The sequence below is a fragment of the Streptomyces sp. R-74717 genome, from assembly GCF_047305335.1.
GTDB classification, from domain to species: Bacteria; Actinomycetota; Actinomycetes; order Streptomycetales; family Streptomycetaceae; genus Streptomyces; species Streptomyces atratus.
Map to the genome: position 1 here is coordinate 5,228,580 of NZ_CP102361.1, position 18,211 is coordinate 5,246,790.

Here is an 18,211-nt window from a genome sequence, read left to right on the forward strand (position 1 = left end):
GTCTCCTCCAGCGAGGTGTCGAAGACCGGCAGCAGCCGCCTGAGCTGCTCCGGGTCGAGGGAGGTGCCGTGGTCGAACCACTCGTGGCACAGCTCGTGCAGGATGACGTGCTGGGTCCGGTACGCGGTCGGGCGGCGCCGGTAGAGCACAAAGCTGGTCCCGCCGGTCTTCAGCCGCAGACCGCAGGCGGCGTTGACGCGGGCCAGCCGGTAGGGCATCTCGTGCAGCACGATGGTGCGGCCACGGGCCGCCTCCATGTTCGCCACCAGTGCGTCGACGGAGAAGGGGGCGGGGATGGGCAGGTCGGCCAGCCCATCCCCGCACTCCTTGCGGAGTTCGCGCAGGGACATGGAGACCTACTGCTCCGGCTCGCTGGGGGCGGTGGCGCCGTCGGTCGTGCTCCGCCGGCCTCTGGCGTCCTCCAGCAGGGAGAGCGCGAACTGCAGCAGCTCCGGTGGGAGACCGTCCTCGTCGAGGCCGCGCCCGGCCAGTCCGCTCATCTCCCCTGTACGGCGCTTCGCGAGAAACTGCAGACCGGCGACGACATCATCGACGACCTCGGACTCCTCCTTGAAGAACCGCCAGTCCACGCCGAAACCCAGACCGAGCGCCTTGAGGATGTCCTCGGACGGCTGGGTGACCTTTCCGGCAAGGATGTTGGAGAAGTAGCTGTGCGAGAGGGATCCGCCGCGCTCCTTGGCCAGCTTGGCGAAGACCCGCCCCGAGATCTTCTGACTGGGGAACGTCTTCTCGACCATGTACTCGACCTTCTGCTGCAACGTCCGCAGCTTCGGTGCGAGTTCCATGCCGCTGTCCATCCGGCCCCCACGTATCCGCCCCGTCCGACCGGTGCCGCACGGTCTTCGATTTCGGTCAACGGGCTCGTACTGTAACGAACCGTTCCTAGCCAGTGTGCATGAGTGAGTCCTGGACCCACCGGTCGTAGAAGAACCGCCGGGGCTCGCCGATGGGGTTGCCGTGTGGGTCGAGGTGGTAGGCGGCGAAGTGGTCGGCGTTGGTGTCGACGCCGATCATGCCCCGGGCCCTGGCGGCCTCCAGCGGGATGGTCTTCGCGACGGGGCGTTGCCAGGACGCGGTGAGGTACCAGCGGCCACGGTCCACGTCGAGGTGGATGCGGTAGGCGACGGCCCGGTTCGCGGTGATGCGGTCGGCCCACTCCACGCCCCGGTGCGCGAAGCCGATACGGACGGTGAGGGTGTACCGGCCATGAGGGGCGTTGGCCAGGTGGGCGAGCGGGGCGGGTAGCTTGATGGACACTTCGCCGTCCGGGGTGACGCGGATCGTCTCGTTCCCGAACCGCTTCCCCGACTCACCGTCGGCGGTGATGAACCAGCGTTCCGCATCCCAGCGTTCTCGCCACTGCTCTTCGGTCAGCTGGGCCTGGGTGAGGTGGTGGCGGGTGTTGAGGAGACGTCTGCCGCCCCGCACGACCCGGACACGTCCGGCCTGCCGGTCGGCGACAACGGCCGCATGCCGTGCCTCCAGTGCAGCGAGGCGCCGGGACTTGCTGAACCACTCACTCCCGGAGCGGTAGCCGCCCGCGGCCCGCTTCGTCCCGGGTTCCCGATCGGGAGGGACAGGCGGTGCCGCAGCGTCCTGATCCCGGCTTCCAGCGTCTGGATGTGCGCGGCCTGGCAACGGCGGGCCAGCGCCCACTGATCGTGCGTGGCTTTGGTGATCGCACCCGCGATCCGCGACGACGACAGCGGCGTCAGGTCCCGCTTGCGCGACGCCCAGGTGTCCGCGCTGTGCTCCAGACCATCCGCACAACGGGCCCTGAGATCACGCGAAGCCAGACGACCCTGATGCTCACCGACCGCACGCAGGACTTTCTCGTCCTGGGGCGTGAGGTGCTTCAGACGGTCCCGGATCGCCACCCCGCAAGGCCCGGGCACCATGAAGGACCCGGCCAACTCCCGCAAACCACCCACCACATCACCCCCTCGCCCAAGACCGTGAATCTGCCACCCAGCCCAACGAGCAGCAGTCGCCAAGGTCACCCATTCGGCTCCGGAACCTCTGTTCCCACCCCGTGAACCCGCCGACAGGACTCACTCCCGCTCACCACAACTCACTTCAGTGCAGCAAGCCGGCAGCAGCTCGCAACCCTGACGTGGCGTCCTCGGTGCGGGAGGCGGTTCGGAACGCTGCATGGGAGCGGGCTTGCGCAAATACTCTGCGTCACTGTTAGCTCGAAAAAACATGGTCAGGGGATCACGAGGGGAGTCCCCTGCCCGTGAAGTCGTCGCGGGCAAAAGGGGCATGGTCCGCATATGGGTGTAGCCCTTCACGACGGGGGATGCGCGAAGGGCTACACGTACATTATGACTGCTGGTCAGGTCGTCATCAACTGACCGACTGGTCAGTGGGTGTTGGGGGTGCGGGGCCGCGGCGCTGCACCTGCCTCACGCCGAACCTGTGTCGGACCGGATCAATCGGACGGTGCGGGCGCGCCGGAGGGGCGCGTCCGTGGGGTGCGCCGGCGGGGAGCAGGCCGGTTGCACGGCTTCGGGGCAGCTAATTTCCCCGCCCGGACCAGGGAAATCTGTCGCGGCTATGATAGAAGCGATGGCTCGCACAATGAGATTTTCTCTTTCGGTCAACGAAGTCAGCGATACGCGGCAGGTGCAAATGCCCACAGGAACCCCTCCGCACGCCACCGACCGGCTCGATGACGACGACTACCCCGCCTACACCATGGGCCGCGCCGCGGAGATGATCGGCGCGACGCCCGCTTTCCTCCGGGCGATCGGCGAGGCCCGTCTGATCACCCCGCTGCGGTCCGAGGGCGGCCACCGTCGCTACTCCCGCTACCAGCTGCGAATCGCGGCCAGGGCCCGTGAACTCGTCGACGGCGGCACGCCGATCGAGGCGGCCTGCCGCATCGTGATCCTGGAGGACCAGCTCGAAGAGGCCCTGCGGCTCAACGCGGAGCTGCGCCGGCCCGCGACGGAATCCGGCGGGGCGGCGGGCGCCTGAGGAGGACGGACCCGGGCGTGCGCCCCGGCTTCCGCGGTGCCGGGGACAGGCGAACGCGGCGCTGGGGACGGGTCAATATCTATTGCCGTCGACGCAGAATTTCATGCAATGCGCGGCAAGGGTTTATGGCGTATCCGGTGGAGTGTAATTACTTGCCGCGCCCGGACGCTTCCACCGTGCTACTGTGGATGCAGTTGCAGTTGTGGTTCCCAAAGACTCCAAGTGCTCTCTTCGGCGTAATGTGTCGATGAGTGCACTTTTGTATTTTCCGGCGCTTTGTTCCGGATGGGGTAATCATCGCGGCGACGCGGGATCCGCACAGTGCGAATCCCCGGGCACTGCCCCAGAAGGAGACAAAAACATGGCTACTGGCACCGTCAAGTGGTTCAACGCAGAAAAGGGCTTCGGCTTCATCGAGCAGGACGGCGGCGGCGCTGACGTCTTCGCCCACTACTCGAACATCGCCTCCAGCGGTTTCCGTGAGCTGCAGGAAGGCCAGAAGGTGAAGTTCGACGTCACGCAGGGCCAGAAGGGCCCGCAGGCGGAGAACATCACCCCCGCCTGATCCCGCTGCTCCGGCGCTGACGCGCTGTGACGCATGTGCGCAGCTGGGGTCCGCACCTTCGGGTGCGGGCCCCAGCTCGTTGTTTTTCCCGCGCCCGGTACGGCTCATTCTTCGCCGCCGGGCCCGGTACACGTATGTCAACGGCCCGTTCTTGCGATTCCTGCGCCGCTCGTCGCTCAGTGAATTCCTCGATACGCGCCATATCGAGGAAGGGTTCTGTATGAACCGCGATCGCACAGCTCGCTCGAACGACCGATACTCCCGCACCCGCTCCGGTGGCTCCACCGCTTCCGGCGGCGGGTTCCGTTCGCAGTCCCCGGGCCGCCAGGGCGGACAGGGCGGCGGCCGTTACGGCGCGCCCGACCGGCGCTCCGGCGGCTTTGGCCGCAGGCCCGCGGCCAAGCAGGGCGAGTTCGCGCTGCCGAAGACCATCACCCCGGCGCTGCCCGCCGCGGAGGCCTTCGCGGACCTGGACATGCCCGCGCCCCTGCTGGCGGCGCTCGCCGCCGAGGGCGTCACCACGCCGTTCCCGATCCAGGGGGCCACCCTGCCGAACTCCCTCGCGGGGCGCGATGTGCTGGGCCGCGGCCGGACCGGCTCCGGTAAGACGCTCGCCTTCGGCCTGGCCCTGCTGGCCCGTACCGCGGGTAACCGGGCCGACGCCCGACGCCCGCTGGCCCTTGTGCTGGTCCCCACCCGGGAGCTGGCCCAGCAGGTCACCGACGCGCTCACCCCGTACGCCCGCTCGCTCAAGCTGCGCATGGCCACCGTCGTCGGCGGCATGTCGATCGGCCGACAGGCCAGTGCACTGCGCGGCGGGGCCGAGGTCGTCGTCGCCACGCCCGGCCGGCTCAAGGACCTCATCGAGCGCGGCGACTGCCGGCTCGACCGGGTCGCCATCACCGTCCTCGACGAGGCCGATCAGATGGCCGACATGGGCTTCATGCCGCAGGTCACCGAACTGCTCGACCAGGTGCTGCCGGAGGGCCAGCGGATGCTGTTCTCGGCGACCCTGGACCGCAATGTGGACCTGCTGGTCCGCCGCTATCTGCACGACCCGGTGGTCCACTCGGTCGACCCGGCGGCCGGCGCCGTGACGACGATGGAGCACCACGTGCTCTACGTGCAGGGTGCCGACAAGTACGCCACCACGACCGAGATCGCGGCCCGTGACGGCCGGGTGATCATGTTCCTGGACACCAAGCACGCAGTGGACAAGCTCACCGACCATCTGCTCAACAGCGGGGTGCGGGCCGCCGCGCTGCACGGCGGCAAGTCCCAGCCGCAGCGCACCCGCACCCTGGCCCGGTTCAAGACCGGGCACGTCACGGTGCTGGTCGCCACGAACGTCGCGGCGCGCGGCATCCACATCGACAACCTCGACCTGGTCGTCAACGTCGATCCGCCGAGCGACCACAAGGACTACCTGCACCGCGGCGGACGCACTGCCCGCGCCGGTGAGTCCGGCAGCGTCGTCACGCTGGTGCTGCCCGGCCAGCGCCGTGAGATGACCCGTCTGATGGCCGACGCCGGGATCATCCCGAAGATCGCCCAGGTTCGCTCCGGCGAGGCCGAGCTGAGCCGGATCACCGGCGCGCAGACGCCCTCGGGGGTGCCCGTCACCATCACCGCACCGCTGACCGAGCGGCCCAGGAGCGGTGGCGCGTCGTCCCGGGGCCGGCGCGGCCGTCCCGTCCGGTCCGGGCAGTCGCGCCGCTCGGACCTGCCCACGCCTCAGGCACGCGCCGCCGCCAAGCAGCGCCGTACCAACCGGGCGGCGTGACCCCGGGGGCCGCGCCCCTCAGGCGATCATGAAGTCCCTTACGGGAAGGGCGCGTTCGACGATCCTGATGTCGCCGAGCCAGCCGTGCATCAACTGGTCGAGCCTGCCTCCGTACTCGTAGGCACCGAGCAGCCAGGGCAGGCCCAGGGTGGTGAGACCGGTGGTGCGGGTGGCGGGGTTGCGGGCGACCATGCAGCCTTCGACGTACATCGTCGTGTGCTTCTCGTCGTTGACGACGGCCACGTGCCACCACCGCTCACGCAGCAGCTCATGGCTCCAGTTGGTGACGGCCCCCGGCTGGTTCAGCGGCGCCGCCGCCCACTGGAGCCCGGGGCCGTCCGATACGGAGAGGGTGGCGACGGGCTCCTCCGGGTCGCCGGAGGTCTTGCCGGCCGCCCCGAGCGTGCCGCGGCGGCCGAGCACGGCGCCCCAGGCGTTGCGTCCGGCGTCCCAGTCGGCGGGGAGTCGGAGGAAGGCCTCGATGGTGTAACCGGACCTGAATGTCTTGGTGTTGAGCGGTGCGTTGTTCTCCGTACGCAGATATGCGCCCCGCAGCGGCGGCTTCGAGCCGTCGAAGTAGAGGCTGCCGTGGCCGGGCTGGTCGGGGTGGTGGGCGGTGGACCAGCGCAGCGCGTCGGGCGCACTGCCGGGGACGGCTTCGCGCACCAGGTCGTTGCGGTGCCCGGACAGGTCGGGGACGCGCAGGCCGGCGTCGGCGGCGGAACCGTCCTGGTGCGAAGGGGAGTCGAAACGCCAGTAGGCGACGGTGCCCGGTATCAGCAGCTGCTTCGCCGGGCGGGGGCCGCGCACGGGCACGGGCGCGAAGCCCGCGAAACGCTTCTCGAAGTCGATGGGTACGGCGAAGCGGTCCTGCGGACCGGTCAGTTCGATCTCGCCGCGCTCCAGGTCGTTGAGCCTCTCGCTCGCGCGGCCGAGGATCCACGGGGAGATCGTCTCCACGTCGATGGTGTTCCTGGCCAGGTCGAAGCGGTAGAGGCGGATCATGGCGCTGCCGCCGTAGTAGCGGTTCTGGTAGTTGGTGATGTGCAGATGGACGTCGTTGCCCGCGGTGTTCTTGACGGTGGTGCGCCCGGCAGGCCAGTAGTGGCCGTTGAGGGTGAGGAAGATCTGGTCGTGCCCGGCTATCAGCTCGTCCCACAGATGCTTTCCGTGGCCGGAGAGTTCGGCCTCGTCGCCGTCCGCGTCCGCGTACACCAGCTCGTGGGTGGTGAGGATGACCGGCGTGTCCGGGTGCTGGGCGATGACGTCCTTCGCCCAGGCGAGCCCGGCCGCCGACGGCCGCCAGTCGAGCGCCAGTACCAGCCACTCGCGCCCGGCGGCGCGGAACAGGTGGTACGTGTTGTAGCCGTCCGGGGTCGCCCCGCCGAACGTCGGCAGGCGTCGCATCCGCTGCGGCCCGAAGGTGTCCAGGTACGGCGTGCGGCCGCGCTGGTCGTCGGTGGACGACTTGATGTCGTGGTTGCCGGCGACGACGCTGTAGCCGACCCGTCGCCGGTCGAGCAGCTCGAACGCCTCGCCGATCGCCGCGAATTCGCCTGCCTGGCCGCTCTCGGTGAGGTCGCCCAGATGGGACAGGAAGACGATGTTCTCGTCGCGCCCGTGATCGAGTACGTAACGCAACGACGCCTCGACCGGCGCCTTGTCGATGCTCGCCCCGTCGAAGAGGTACTGGGTGTCCGGCATGACGACGAGTGTGAACCTGGGGCTCTCGGGGTCAGGTCGCCAACCGGCCGTGACGGCACCGGTGTTCTGCTGGGGAAGAGCCGCGGCGGGCGTGGCGGACGCGAGCCCCGTGGCTGCGGTGGCGGCACCGGTGAGCGCGGTTGCCCGCAGGAACGTACGACGGCTCGCGCCGGGCAGAAGTGGTCCGTCGGGCTGGTGGAGGGGACTGCACATGGATGTCTCCGCGGGGGACGAACGTCGGGGTGATCGTCTGCAAGCTAGCCGCGGGGTGGGGGAGGAACCGGCTCGTAAGGGCGACAGCCGGGCGAAGACTCCATGAATTGCACAGCGCCGGGCGCGCGGGGCGTGGTGGTGGGGGTGTGCGGACGCGACGGCGAGGGCCGGGTGATGGCCCCGACCCGCTACCGTCCGCCCGCGACCCGCAGCACCGCCCCGGTCACATACGACGCCTCGCGCGACAGCAGCCACGCGATCGCGGACGCGATCTCCGGGGCCGCTCCCGGGCGGCCGAGCGGGATGCCGGCCGCGGCCGCGGCCGCGCGGCCGGGGTCGCCCGCGGTGGCGTGCATCTCGGTGTCGATCATGCCGGGGGCGACCGCGTTGACCCGGATTCCGTCGGGCCCCAGTTCCTTGGACAGCCCGATCGTCAGGGCGTCCGTCGCCGCCTTCGTGGCGGCGTAGTGGACGAAGTCCCCGGGGCTGCCGAGGGTGGCAGCGGCCGAGGAGACATTGACGATCGCGCCGGACCCAGTGGCCGCCATGTCCTTCGCGGCCCGGCGGCAGCACAGCAGGTAGCCGAGGAGATTCACGTCCAGGACCCGGCGCAGCGTCTCGGCGGAGGTGTCGACCAGACGGCCGAGAGGACCTGTCACTCCCGCGTTGTTGACCAGTCCGGTGACGGGACCCAGCTGCGCGGCAGCCGTGTCGAAGAGCCGTTCCACATCGGCCTCCACGGCGGTGTCCACCCGCACCGTGACACAGCGCGCCCCTGCGGCCCGCACAGCCGACGCGGTCCGCTCGGCGGCCTCGGCATTGCTCACGAAGCCCAGGGCGAGGTCATGGCCTTCGGACGCCAGACGGACACAGGTCGCGGCACCGATCCCGCGACTGCCGCCGGTGACGACGGTGACAGGGCGCGACGACAAAGTGGTGCTGCTGACTGCCACTGGAGAAACCTCGCGCTCTCTGGTCATGCCGGTCACGTCGTTCTCGGATTGTACGGAGAACACCTCTCCCGGACGCCCTTTGGATCAAGGTCCCGGGTGGATCAAGGCCCCCGGTCGGGTGATGCCGGGGCCCCCGCGAGCGTCCCGGGCGCCTGCTGTTGGAGTGGCGCCGGGCCGGCCGCCCGCGTGGTGTGCGGTCCGGGACGGGCCGGGTGTCTAGGGTCGGCGGCTGACGGACCGCTGTCGGCGTGGAACGGGTTGAATCGCCCGGCGCCGGTGACGGCTCCTCCTCAACGGCGTTCCCCTGCCATCGCCTCGCATTGCGGTGGCAGGGGACGCCGACCGTCTCTGCGACGATCTGCGCCGGCACGGCTGCCGCGCGCCTACGACCACAGCGCCTCGGCGGCCGAGACACCGGCGAACGCCGCGCCCAGCCCCGCCACCACGCTCGCCACCACATTGGCCGCCGCGAAGAACTTCGCCCCGCCCTCGGCCAGCCGCAGCGTCTCGTAACTGAAGGTCGAGTACGTGGTGAGCGCCCCGCACAGTCCCGTACCGAGCAGCAGTTGCAGGTGGGAGGAGGCGGCGCCTGCCGCGACCGCGCCGGTCAGCAGGCCCAGGATCAGCGATCCGGTCACGTTCACCGCGAAGGTGCCCCAAGGGAAGACGGTGTCGTGCCGGGACTGCACCGCCCGGTCGGTCAGATACCGCAGGGGTGCCCCGACCGCCGCACCGACGATCACCAGCAGCCAGTTCACCGGTTCCGCTCCCGGTCGTCGCCGTAGTGGACGACCTCGCAGCTGTCCAGGACGACCAGGCCGCCGTCCGCGACCAGCTCTTCGACGAGCGGCAGGAACGCACGGATCCGCTCCTCCGCGTCCACGATCACGACCGCCACCGGCAGGTCCTCGCTCAGTGAGAGCAGCCGCTGGGTGTGGATCATCGACGAGGCGCCGAACCCCTCGATCCCGCGGAACACACTCGCGCCCGAGAGCCCCGCCTTGTGCGCCCGGTGCACGATCTCCGTGTACACCGGCCTGTGGTGCCACCCGTCGGACTCGCCGACGAGGACCGTCAGGCGCAGTGCCCGTTCCGTGTTCGGCGTCGTCATGACTGCCTCCGCGCCAGCACGCGGCGGGTTGCCCACACCGCACTCCACACCGCCGCGAGGGCCGCGCACAGTGTCAGTCCCAGATACGCCAGGCCGGTACGGGCCCGGCCGGCGTCGACGAGGCGCTCGATGTCCACCGCGTATGTGGAGAACGTGGTGAACCCGCCCAGCACCCCCGTACCGAAGAACGGCCGCACCAGCCGGTGCGCCGCCCACACCTCGCTGATCACCACCATGAACACGCCGATCACCGTGCAGCCGACGACATTCACGGTCAGTGTCGTCCAGGGGAAGCCGCCCGGGGCGGTGGGCCAGATCAGCGTGGCCCCGTAGCGGGCACACGCTCCGAGTGCACCGCCGAGCGAGACCACCGCGACGACGGAACCTTGGGGATTCCGGGCTCCCATGCCTACATGTCTCCTGCCTGCTACACGCACCAGGCTATCGCCGCCGCCCCGAAGGAGCGTGTCGGGCCCGTCACCCGCCACTCGGTAGCAAAAGGGAGACCGCCCGGAAGCCGTCGAGCCGACGGCCCCGGGCCCGCGGCTCCCCGGTGCGGGACCCGAGGGCCCGGACGCGGGCCTACCAGGTCTTGCCCGGGGGCTGCTTGGTGGTGACGTTGATGCGGTTGAAGAGGTTCGTCAGACCGATGGAGAGGACCAGGGCCGAGAGCTCCTTCTCGGTGAAGTGGTCGGCGGCCGCGTTCCAGATGTCGTCCGGCACCGGGTCGGAGCGGTCGCTGAGCCGGGTGGAGGCCTCCGCGAGCGCGAGCGCGGCCCGCTCCGCGTCCGTGAAGTAGGGCGCCTCCCGCCAGGCCGACACCGCGAAGAGCCGCTCGTCGCTCTCACCTGCCTTCCTGGCGTTGCGTACGTGTCCTTCGACGCAGAAGGTGCAGCCGTTGATCTGGCTCACCCGCAGACCGACGAGTTCGAGCGTCGTCTCCGCCGGACCGCCCTTGTTGATGGCCTTGACGAGGCCCAGCAGGGGCGGCAACGCCTCGGGAATGATCTCGGCCGGGTTCTGCATACGTGCCTGCATGTGATGACTCTCCTTCGATATCCGTCACGGCCGCGTTCCCGCCGCGCCTTCACTGCACTGACGGATGTCGGAGGGAAAGTGTGACGAGCGGCCCGGGAATCCGGCGCCACCTGCGGTTTCCGTGGTGAATTCGAGGTGCTTTGTTCGGCGAATACAGAGCAGAATGAAGCATTCCGCTTTCTGTCGGGTCAGGATGCCCGGATGCTAGGCTCGCGCGATCCTGCGCGGGGGACGAACCGGGGAACGAACCGGAGAACATCCGGGGATGACGCAGGGGACGCAAAAGCATCTCAAGGGGACACGAGGAAATGGCCGTGGAGAAGACCTCGCCGAAGATTGTGGTGGTCGTGCCCACCTACAACGAGCGGACGAACCTGCCCGTCCTCGTGAATCTCCTTATGGATCTGGGCCTGCCCGACCTGCATATTCTCGTGGTGGACGACAATTCACCGGACGGCACGGGCGAGGTCGCGGACAAGCTCTCGGCCGAAACCGTCGGAACGGTCGGCGTGCTGCACCGCGAGGAGAAGGACGGGCTGGGGCGCGCCTACGTGGCAGGCATGGCCCGCGCACTTGCCGAGGGTGCGGACGTGGTGGTCCAGATGGACGCCGACCTCTCCCACCCGGCGTCGCGACTCCCGGTCATGATCGAGACACTGCTCGCCGGGGATGCCGCCGTGGTGATCGGCTCCCGCTACGTGGCGGGCGGTTCGCTCGCCACGGAGTGGCCCTGGCACCGCAAGGCGCTCTCCGCATGGGCGAATGCCTATGTGAACGCGATCCTGCGGTTGCGGGTGAAGGACGCCACCGCCGGTTTCAAGGCCTGGCGGGCATCGACGCTGAAGGCGATCGATGTGTCCTCGGTCCGCAGCAACGGCTATTCGTTCCAGGTGGAGATGAACTACCGCACGGTCAAGCGCCATTTGAGGATCGTCGAGGTGCCGATCCGATTCGAGGAACGGGTCGAGGGCGAATCGAAGCTCGGCCTGAGCGTGCAGATCGAGTCCGCCCTCGCACCGTGGAAGCTGCTGTTCGGAAGGGACAGTCACTGATTCCGCGCGGGGAGTTCGGGGGCTAACCCCACCTCGTGCCGTCATGCCTCCCGGATGGGCCGGGGCCCTCGGCTCAACAAGGCTTGCAGCATGACGACTTACCGCAGATCCGCCGCGTTCATCGCCTTGTCCGTCACCGCTGCCGCCACCGCTGTGACCGGGGTCGTGACCCCGCCGGCCCACGCCGACGGTGCCGCCAAGGCCGCCGCTCCCGCCACCGCCTCCGTCTCCGCGCTCGAATGGCAGCCGTGTGCCGAGGACGGCGGCCCCGCCTCGCAGGAGTGCGCCGAGCTGCCCGTACCGCTCGACTACCGGAGACCGGACGGCCCGCAGATCGGCCTCGCGGTGACCCGGGTGCGCAGCGACCGCCCCTCGGCCCGTCGCGGGACGCTGCTGGTGATCCCCGGTGGCCCCGGCTCGTCAGGGGTGCAGCGGGTGACACAGAAGGGGCAGCAGCTGCAGCGGGAGACGGCGGGGCAGTACGACATCGTCGGCCTCGACCCGCGCGGCACCGGCGGAAGCCCGAAGGCGAGCTGCGGGCTCGCCCCGGAGGACCGGGAGCTGGTGAATCTGCGGTCCTGGCCCGCCGCCGACGGTTCGATCACCGAGAACGTGGAGAGGTCGCGGCGGATCGCAGAAGCGTGTGCCCGCAACGGGGGAGCGCTACTGCGGAGCTTGACCACGGCCAACGAGGTGCGGGACATCGACCGCTTCCGGCAGGCGCTGGGCGAGGAGAAGCTTTCGGCCTGGGGGAGCTCGTACGGCACCTATGTGGGCGCCGTGTACGCCCAGAAGTACCCGCAGCACACGGACCGCCTGGTGCTGGACAGCAGCGGCGATCCCGACCCGTCCCGCGTCGAGCAGGGCTGGCTGGCGAACATGGCGGTGGGCGCGGACGACCGGTTCCCCGATTTCGCACGATGGGCCGCGGACCCGGCCCGGGATGCGGAGGGGCTGCGGCTGGCCGAACGGGCCGAGGACGTACGGCCGTTGGTCCTGGAGCTGGCGGCGCGACTGGACCGTGAGCCGAAGGAGTCCACCACGGCGGGCGTCCCGCTGACCGGCAACCGGCTGCGACAGGCGATCCAGCTCGCCCTGTACAGGGACAGTGCCTTCGCCCAGTTGGCCGGGCTCGTCCAGGAGGCCCGGGACGCGTCGGTGAAGCCCGTCCTGCCCGCCGAACTGGCCGGGCCGATGCCGGACCAGGACGCGGCGGTCACGATCGGCGTGATCTGCAACGACGTGCGCTGGCCGGGCAGCATCCCGTCGTACCGGCGCGCCGTCGCCGCCGACCGCGTGAAGCACCCGCTCACCGCCGGAATGACGGTGAACATCACACCGTGCGCCTTCTGGAAGGACGTTCCCGTGGAGCGGCCGACCAGGATCACGGACGAAGGACCGTCCAACATCCTGATGATCCAGGGCCTCCGCGACCCGGCGACCCCGTACTCCGGCGCCCTGAAGATGCGCGAGGCCCTCGGCGACCGGGCCCGCCTGGTCGCGGTCGACCACGGCGGGCACGGCCTCTACCTGGGCAACGGCAATGCCTGCGGCGACCGCGCGGTCACCACGTTCCTGACGACGGGGACGCGGCCGAAGCAGGACACGTACTGCGCGGACTGAATGGACTGCGCGGGGCGGCGCCCGATGCGGGGCGGCTCCGCGCAGTCGCGGACGTCCTTCGCCGCGCTTGCTTCACGGACGGGGGCGGCCCGGCCGCCGGCCGCTCAGTCGCTGCCGGGCGGCACCTGTCCGGTGTACCGGGCCTGTGCCAGCAGGGAGACGACCTCCTCGTCGGAGGTCTGCGAGAAGTCCCGGTACCACTCGCCGACGGCGAAGAACAGGCGCGGCGTGGACAGACACACCACCTCGTCCGCGCACTGCCGCAGCCGGGCGACCGCGTCCGGAGGCGCCACCGGTACGGCCGCCAGCAGACGCGCCGGGTTCTGCGCCCGTACCACCTGGCAGGCGGCCTCGGCCGTGGCGCCGGTCGCGACGCCGTCGTCCACGACGATGACGGTCCGGCCTTCGAGCGGCGTCCGTGGCCTGCCCGCGCGGTACGTCTGCGCCCGGCGTACGAGCTCCGCCGCCTCGACCCGCTCGACCGCCGCGAGATCCTGCTTCCCGGCCCAGAGGTGGCTGACGACGTCCTCGTTGATGACCCGCACCCCGCCCTCGCCGATGGCGCCGAACGCCACTTCCTCGTGGTGCGGCACGCCGAGTTTGCGGACCACGATCACATCGAGCTGGGCGCCGAGCATCTGCGCCACCTGGAAGGCCACCGGGACTCCGCCGCGGGGCAGGCCCAGCACGACGGGGTTCTCCCGCTCCAGATGCCGGAGCGCCTCGGCCAGCTGCTGTCCCGCGTCCTCGCGATCGGCGAACAACACGGTTGTTCACCCCCAACCAGGGGAAAGTCAGGGACCACGTGAGTACGCACCCCACCTGGTTCCCTACTTCGAAACAACTCCATGTGCGGCGGCCGCGCAACTCGGGCAGGGTCGGTTGCATGGAACGAATCGGAGCGGTCCTGATCGACATCGACGGTGTGCTCACGGTGTCCTGGAAGCCGCTGCCCGGCACCGTGGCGGCCATGGAACGGTTGCGCGAGGCGGGCATCCCGCTGGCGCTGGTCACCAACACCACCTCCCGAACCCGCGCCTCGATCGCCGGGAAACTGGTGGGCGAGGGCTTCCCCGTCTCCGCCGACGACATTCTCACCGCCCCCGCCGTCACCGCCGCTCACCTGCGGGAACACCATCCCGGAGCCCGCTGCCTGCTGATCAACACCGGCGACGTCCGGGCCGATCTGACGGGCGTGACACTCGTCGACGAGGAGGAGTCCGGTTCGGCTCAGTCCGGTTCGGCTCAGTCCGGTTCGGCTGATGACGGGGCGCCGGATGTCGTCGTCCTCGGCGGGGCCGGGGACGCCTTCACCTACGCGGCGCTCAACCGCGCCTTCCGCCATGTGCAGCGCGGTGCCCGGCTCGTCGCCATGCACCGGAACATGTACTGGCGCACGGCCGCCGGGCTCGACCTCGACACCGGGGCCTTCCTCCTGGGACTGGAGCGAGCCGCCCGCGTCGAGGCGGAGATCACCGGCAAACCCGCCGGGTCGTTCTTCGCCACGGCCCTGGCACACCTCGGCGCCACCGCGCCCCACGCCCTGATGGTCGGCGACGACATCGAGTCCGACGTCCTGGCGGCCCAGTACGCCGGGCTCACCGGCGTACTCGTCAGGACCGGCAAGTACCTCCCCGAGACACACCGGGCGGCCGACGGCACCCCGGACCATGTGATCGACTCCTTCGCCGATCTCCCCGCCCTGCTGGAGCGGCTGGGGGCGTGAGGAAGCCGGGGCACCCGCCCCTCACGCGTCCCGCAGCCGGAACGTCGCCGCTCCCGCCAGCAGCGCCGCTCCCGCCCAGGCCGCGAGGACGCCGAGGCCCGGCCAGGGGGCGATCGGCAGGGTGTCCAGGTTCTGGGTGGCCTGGACCGCCAGGCCCGCCGACGAGGGGGCGAGCTCCTGCAGGAGCTCCCGCCAGGTCTCGTCGGCGACCATCAGCGCCACCACGGGAAAGGCGTACAGCAGGCCGAGCACGGCCGTGATCGCGCCGGCCGTGTCCCGTACGACTGTCGCCGTTCCCAGGGAGAGCAGGGCGATCAGGGCCAGGTAGAGCACCGAGCCCGCGGCGGCGCGCAGGGTCGGGAGCTCGGTGGGGGAGAGCGCGGCCGTGCCGAAGCCGTTGCCGGGGAGGAGGAGGCGGCCGGCCAGCAGTGAGCCGAGGACCGCGAGTGTGCCCGCCGCCACGGCGGCCCCGGTGACGACCGTCGCCTTCGCGGCGAGGACCCGGGCGCGGCCGGGTACCGCCGCGAGCGTGACGCGGATGGTGCCCGTGCCGTACTCACTGCTCATCGCCAGTACCGCGAGAACGGCGACCGCCGCCTGGCCGAGCCAGACACCGGTCAGGCAGAGCTTGACCGTGTCCTCGTGGCACTCGGCCGGGGACGGGCACTGGCCGGTCGAGACGGAGCCGGTGGCCGCCGCGCCGAGCGCCACCGTGAGTACGGCGACGGCGACCAGCAGCCACCAAGTGCTGGGCAGAGTACGGAGCTTCGTCCACTCCGCGTGCAGGGCGCCCCTCATACGTCCCGCCTGCGCAGCCGCCACATGGCGAGTCCCAGGGCGACAGCCGCGTACGCGCACAGCACCGCGAGTCCGGTCCACGGGCCCTGCGGGTAGCAGCTGTCCTCGGGCAGGCAGACGGTGCTCACGAAGTCGTATCGCGGTGTCGTCTGCTGCACGGCGAACCCGGCGAGCGGAGTCACCTTCATCACCCAGTGCGCCGTGTCGACGGGCAGCCCGGCGAGCAGGACCATCGGCAGTACGAACACCACCACGATCAGCGTCACCGCGGCGGCCGTGTTCCGCAGCAGTGCGCCCACGGCCAGCGCCAGCACGGCGACGGCGGCCAGCAGCAGGGCGGTGCCGAGGACGGCACGCAGCACCGGGCCGTCGGTGAGCGCCGCTTCGGGGTACGACCCGGGGTTGGGTCTGTTGTTCCGCAGCGCCGGTTCGGCGAGCAGGAAGGAGAGCACGGCGGCGAGCAGCCCGGTCAGGAAGGCGATTCCCGCGAGTACGAGAGCCTTGGCGGCGAGCATCCGGCCTCGGCGCGGGCCCGCCGTGAGCGTCGTGCGGATCAGGCCCCGCCGGTATTCGGTGGTGATGAACAGCACCCCCAGCGCAGCCAGCGGGATCAGCCCGATCTGGGCCCCGCTGAGGGACCGTTGGGTGAGATCGACGTCCGGGGTCAGGGGGCCGATCTCGCCGGAGCCGGTCAGGGTCCAGGTGCCGGACGTCTGCGCCGAGCGGTCCGGGCTCCCGGCGGCCCTGGTGGGATCGGCACCGACCCGGTCCTGACGCCAGGTGCCGGGGCCCTGGTCGGTGCCGACGGCCGCGCCCTGGTCGCCGTCGTCGGCCGCGGCCCGGTCGCCTTCGACCGTGATCCGGTCGAAGGAGGCGGTGACCTCGGACGGGCCGCCGCCGACGGAGGTGGAGCCGAAGTGCCGCTGCACGGTGACGAGTTCGGGTGTGGCGACGAAGAGGCCCGCCTGGACGGTCTTCGGCAGTCCGGCCGGGTCGGCCCTGCCGACCTCGGTCCACTTCTTGCCGTCGGCCGACTCGGACGCGGTGAGTACGCTGCCGGAGCGGGTGAGCCGCAGCCAGCGCGGTTCGGTGCCGGAGGCGCTGCTGCCTGCCGTGTCGTGGGTGAAGTCCGACTGGAGCCGGACCCCGTGGGCCGGTGTGAGCATGACGGCCGCGTACGGCGCTCCCGCGTCGGTGCTCGCCTTGATGATGACCCCGGCCTTGGCCCAGGACGCGATGTGCCCTTCGCGGCCGGTGAGCGGTGACACCCGGGCCGTGATGCTGCCGTCGCCGGTCAGCTGCCGGTGGACGAAGGGGAAGCTGTCGGTGACGGGGGTGCCGTCCGGGCCCTTCGGCGGTGGCGGCGGACTGCCGTTGACGTCGAAGCTGCCGCTGAGGGCGGAGAGCAGTGAGACGAAGACAGTGATCACGACGGCGGCGAGCAGAGTGACGCTCCACCGGCGCACGCTGCGGGCCTTGGTCCACTCGGAGTGCAGCAACTGCGGGAATCCGTCGCGGGCGGGCGGCAGTGGGGACCGGTAGGGGGTGACGGGGGGTGCGGTCATGAGGTCAGCTCCTCGCCGTCGCGGGCGGTGTCGGCCGGGAACTCCTCCGCGGCCCGGGAATCACCCGTGGCCGGGAACTCCTCCGTGGCCCGGAACTCCGCCGCGTCCCGGGTCAGTTCCATGTACGCCTCCTCCAGCGTCGCCCGGTCCGAGCCGACTTCGGAGAACGGCACCCCGGCCGCGCCGAGCAGCGCGGTGATCCGTTCCGCGGGCAGACCGGTGACGGTCAGCGAGTCCGGCCCGTTGGCGGCGACGGTCCCGCCCTCCCGGGCCAGCAGCGACATGGCGTCCGTACGTGCGGAGGTGCGCAGCGCGACCCGGTCGCCGGAGGCGGCGGCCAGGAGTTCGGCCACGGAGGTGTCGGCGATGAGCCGGCCGCGGCCGATGACCACCAGATGGTCGGCGGAGTCCTGGAGCTCGCTCATCAGATGACTGGAGACCAGCACCGCACGGCCCTCGCGGGCCAGCGCCCGCAGAAAGCCGCGGATCCACCGGATGCCTTCCGGGTCGAGCCCGTTGACCGGTTCGTCGAGCAGCAGCACCGGCGGGTCGCCGAGCAGCGCCGCCGCGATCCCCAGCCGCTGCCGCATGCCCAGCGAGTAGGTGCCCGCCCGCCGCCGCGCGGCCGTCGCGAGGCCGACCTGCTCCAGCACCTGATCCACCCGCCGGCCCGGCAGCCCGTGCGTGTGCGCCAGCCACAGCAGATGGTCGCGGCCGCGCCGGCTCGGGTGCACGGCCGCCGCGTCCAGCAGGGCCCCGACCTCGGTCAGCGGCCGGCGCAGCGACGCGTAGGGCCGCCCGCCGATCAGGGCGCTGCCCGCGTCGGGCGTGTCCAGACCGAGGAGCATGCGCATGGTGGTGGACTTGCCCGCCCCGTTGGGTCCGACGAAGCCGGTGACCTGGCCGGGGTGCACGGTGAAGGACAGGTCGTCGACGGCGACGGTCTGTCCGAATTGTTTGTGCAGTCCCCGGACTTGGATGGTTGCTGCCACGGTTGCTTCCATGGTGCAGAAGGCTAGGGAGACGGCAGGTCCGCGGTCGTCACGCGACGGAGCGCTCTTCGACGCCCCTTGCGCGGGG

16 protein-coding genes and 3 pseudogenes are annotated in these 18,211 nt (G+C 70.7%); 6 read left to right on the forward strand and 13 right to left on the reverse strand.

Annotated features, from left to right (window positions below):
- Positions 1 to 8: 8 nt before the first annotated feature.
- From NRF20_RS23880 to NRF20_RS23890, 3 genes and pseudogenes are all read right to left on the reverse strand, one after another.
- Positions 9 to 350 (reverse strand): annotated as a pseudogene (locus NRF20_RS23880) (toxin); the annotation flags it as partial.
- A 6-nt stretch (positions 351 to 356) separates the two neighbouring features.
- Complete coding sequence (locus NRF20_RS23885) at positions 357 to 818, reverse strand: hypothetical protein (protein ID WP_398628279.1); 462 nt, start codon at positions 816 to 818, stop codon at positions 357 to 359.
- Positions 819 to 939: 121 nt separating this feature from the next.
- A pseudogene (locus tag NRF20_RS23890) lies at positions 940 to 1,919 on the reverse strand (IS200/IS605 family accessory protein TnpB-related protein); the annotation flags it as partial.
- A gap of 733 nt (positions 1,920 to 2,652) precedes the next feature.
- Between NRF20_RS23890 and NRF20_RS23895 the strand changes: the two are divergent.
- The 3 genes from NRF20_RS23895 (at position 2,653) to NRF20_RS23905 (ending at position 5,348) form a co-directional block, all read left to right on the forward strand.
- The gene (locus NRF20_RS23895; RefSeq protein WP_266360029.1) at positions 2,653 to 3,000 is read left to right on the forward strand and encodes a MerR family transcriptional regulator; all 348 of its coding nucleotides are present in this window, start codon (positions 2,653 to 2,655) and stop codon (positions 2,998 to 3,000) included.
- A 361-nt stretch (positions 3,001 to 3,361) separates the two neighbouring features.
- Positions 3,362 to 3,565: a cold-shock protein gene (locus NRF20_RS23900; RefSeq protein WP_398628278.1), complete on the forward strand. Its 204-nt coding sequence runs from the start codon at positions 3,362 to 3,364 to the stop codon at positions 3,563 to 3,565.
- Between the two features lie 220 nt (positions 3,566 to 3,785).
- Complete coding sequence (locus NRF20_RS23905; RefSeq protein WP_398628277.1) at positions 3,786 to 5,348, forward strand: DEAD/DEAH box helicase; 1,563 nt, start codon at positions 3,786 to 3,788, stop codon at positions 5,346 to 5,348.
- Positions 5,349 to 5,366: 18 nt separating this feature from the next.
- Here the strand turns inward: NRF20_RS23905 and NRF20_RS23910 are convergent, their stop codons facing one another.
- From NRF20_RS23910 to NRF20_RS23935, 6 genes are all read right to left on the reverse strand, one after another.
- Entirely contained in the window at positions 5,367 to 7,265 is a 1,899-nt protein-coding gene (locus NRF20_RS23910) for a LamG-like jellyroll fold domain-containing protein (RefSeq protein WP_413753245.1), read from the reverse strand.
- Between the two features lie 188 nt (positions 7,266 to 7,453).
- Positions 7,454 to 8,218: an SDR family oxidoreductase gene (locus NRF20_RS23915; protein ID WP_398628275.1), complete on the reverse strand. Its 765-nt coding sequence runs from the start codon at positions 8,216 to 8,218 to the stop codon at positions 7,454 to 7,456.
- 383 nt (positions 8,219 to 8,601) lie between these two features.
- Entirely contained in the window at positions 8,602 to 8,976 is a 375-nt protein-coding gene (gene crcB, locus NRF20_RS23920; protein ID WP_398628274.1) for a fluoride efflux transporter CrcB, read from the reverse strand.
- On the reverse strand, positions 8,973 to 9,329 hold the full coding sequence (locus NRF20_RS23925; protein WP_398628273.1) for a DUF190 domain-containing protein: 357 nt from the start codon (positions 9,327 to 9,329) through the stop codon (positions 8,973 to 8,975). Before NRF20_RS23925 ends, crcB (NRF20_RS23920) begins: the two co-directional genes overlap by 4 nt.
- Positions 9,326 to 9,736, reverse strand: coding sequence for a fluoride efflux transporter CrcB (crcB, locus tag NRF20_RS23930; protein WP_398628272.1), 411 nt, complete (start codon positions 9,734 to 9,736; stop codon positions 9,326 to 9,328). The genes NRF20_RS23925 and crcB (NRF20_RS23930) overlap by 4 nt, the downstream gene beginning before the upstream one ends.
- A gap of 175 nt (positions 9,737 to 9,911) precedes the next feature.
- Complete coding sequence (locus NRF20_RS23935) at positions 9,912 to 10,367, reverse strand: carboxymuconolactone decarboxylase family protein (RefSeq protein ID WP_398628271.1); 456 nt, start codon at positions 10,365 to 10,367, stop codon at positions 9,912 to 9,914.
- A 308-nt stretch (positions 10,368 to 10,675) separates the two neighbouring features.
- Here NRF20_RS23935 and NRF20_RS23940 point away from each other — a divergent pair, with 308 nt between their 5' ends.
- Both NRF20_RS23940 and NRF20_RS23945 read left to right on the forward strand, forming a co-directional pair.
- Positions 10,676 to 11,419: a polyprenol monophosphomannose synthase gene (locus NRF20_RS23940; RefSeq protein WP_398628270.1), complete on the forward strand. Its 744-nt coding sequence runs from the start codon at positions 10,676 to 10,678 to the stop codon at positions 11,417 to 11,419.
- A 90-nt stretch (positions 11,420 to 11,509) separates the two neighbouring features.
- Positions 11,510 to 13,042 (forward strand): alpha/beta hydrolase, encoded by a 1,533-nt coding sequence (locus tag NRF20_RS23945; protein ID WP_413753246.1) that lies wholly within the window; start codon positions 11,510 to 11,512, stop codon positions 13,040 to 13,042.
- Between the two features lie 140 nt (positions 13,043 to 13,182).
- On the opposite strand, the pseudogene NRF20_RS23950 reads toward NRF20_RS23945, so the two are convergent.
- Positions 13,183 to 13,809 (reverse strand): annotated as a pseudogene (locus NRF20_RS23950) (phosphoribosyltransferase); the annotation flags it as partial.
- Positions 13,810 to 13,928: 119 nt separating this feature from the next.
- On the opposite strand from NRF20_RS23950, the gene NRF20_RS23955 reads away from it, so the two are divergent.
- On the forward strand, positions 13,929 to 14,768 hold the full coding sequence (locus NRF20_RS23955) for an HAD-IIA family hydrolase (RefSeq protein ID WP_413753247.1): 840 nt from the start codon (positions 13,929 to 13,931) through the stop codon (positions 14,766 to 14,768).
- A gap of 21 nt (positions 14,769 to 14,789) precedes the next feature.
- Here the strand turns inward: NRF20_RS23955 and NRF20_RS23960 are convergent, their stop codons facing one another.
- From NRF20_RS23960 to NRF20_RS23970, 3 genes are read right to left on the reverse strand one after another with little or no spacing between them, the layout of a single operon-like run.
- The gene (locus NRF20_RS23960; RefSeq protein WP_413753248.1) at positions 14,790 to 15,566 is read right to left on the reverse strand and encodes an ABC transporter permease; all 777 of its coding nucleotides are present in this window, start codon (positions 15,564 to 15,566) and stop codon (positions 14,790 to 14,792) included.
- Positions 15,563 to 17,131 carry an ABC transporter permease gene (locus tag NRF20_RS23965; RefSeq protein WP_413753249.1) on the reverse strand — a complete coding sequence of 523 codons (1,569 nt, stop codon included), beginning with the start codon at positions 17,129 to 17,131 and terminating at the stop codon, positions 15,563 to 15,565. Before NRF20_RS23965 ends, NRF20_RS23960 begins: the two co-directional genes overlap by 4 nt.
- Complete coding sequence (locus tag NRF20_RS23970) at positions 17,128 to 18,135, reverse strand: ABC transporter ATP-binding protein (protein ID WP_413753250.1); 1,008 nt, start codon at positions 18,133 to 18,135, stop codon at positions 17,128 to 17,130. Before NRF20_RS23970 ends, NRF20_RS23965 begins: the two co-directional genes overlap by 4 nt.
- Positions 18,136 to 18,211: the final 76 nt, after the last annotated feature.

Coding starts and splice junctions, on each gene's coding strand:
- NRF20_RS23895 (WP_266360029.1), top strand. CDS start 2,653: ATGCCCACAGGAACCCCTCCGCACGCCACCGACCGGCTCGATGACGAC.
- NRF20_RS23935 (WP_398628271.1), bottom strand. CDS start 10,367: ATGCAGGCACGTATGCAGAACCCGGCCGAGATCATTCCCGAGGCGTTG.
- NRF20_RS23960 (WP_413753248.1), bottom strand. CDS start 15,566: ATGAGGGGCGCCCTGCACGCGGAGTGGACGAAGCTCCGTACTCTGCCC.
- NRF20_RS23885 (WP_398628279.1), bottom strand. CDS start 818: ATGGACAGCGGCATGGAACTCGCACCGAAGCTGCGGACGTTGCAGCAG.
- NRF20_RS23910 (WP_413753245.1), bottom strand. CDS start 7,265: ATGTGCAGTCCCCTCCACCAGCCCGACGGACCACTTCTGCCCGGCGCG.
- NRF20_RS23955 (WP_413753247.1), top strand. CDS start 13,929: ATGGAACGAATCGGAGCGGTCCTGATCGACATCGACGGTGTGCTCACG.
- NRF20_RS23940 (WP_398628270.1), top strand. CDS start 10,676: ATGGCCGTGGAGAAGACCTCGCCGAAGATTGTGGTGGTCGTGCCCACC.
- NRF20_RS23900 (WP_398628278.1), top strand. CDS start 3,362: ATGGCTACTGGCACCGTCAAGTGGTTCAACGCAGAAAAGGGCTTCGGC.
- NRF20_RS23970 (WP_413753250.1), bottom strand. CDS start 18,135: ATGGAAGCAACCGTGGCAGCAACCATCCAAGTCCGGGGACTGCACAAA.
- NRF20_RS23905 (WP_398628277.1), top strand. CDS start 3,786: ATGAACCGCGATCGCACAGCTCGCTCGAACGACCGATACTCCCGCACC.
- NRF20_RS23925 (WP_398628273.1), bottom strand. CDS start 9,329: ATGACGACGCCGAACACGGAACGGGCACTGCGCCTGACGGTCCTCGTC.
- NRF20_RS23965 (WP_413753249.1), bottom strand. CDS start 17,131: ATGACCGCACCCCCCGTCACCCCCTACCGGTCCCCACTGCCGCCCGCC.
- NRF20_RS23945 (WP_413753246.1), top strand. CDS start 11,510: ATGACGACTTACCGCAGATCCGCCGCGTTCATCGCCTTGTCCGTCACC.
- crcB (WP_398628272.1), bottom strand. CDS start 9,736: ATGGGAGCCCGGAATCCCCAAGGTTCCGTCGTCGCGGTGGTCTCGCTC.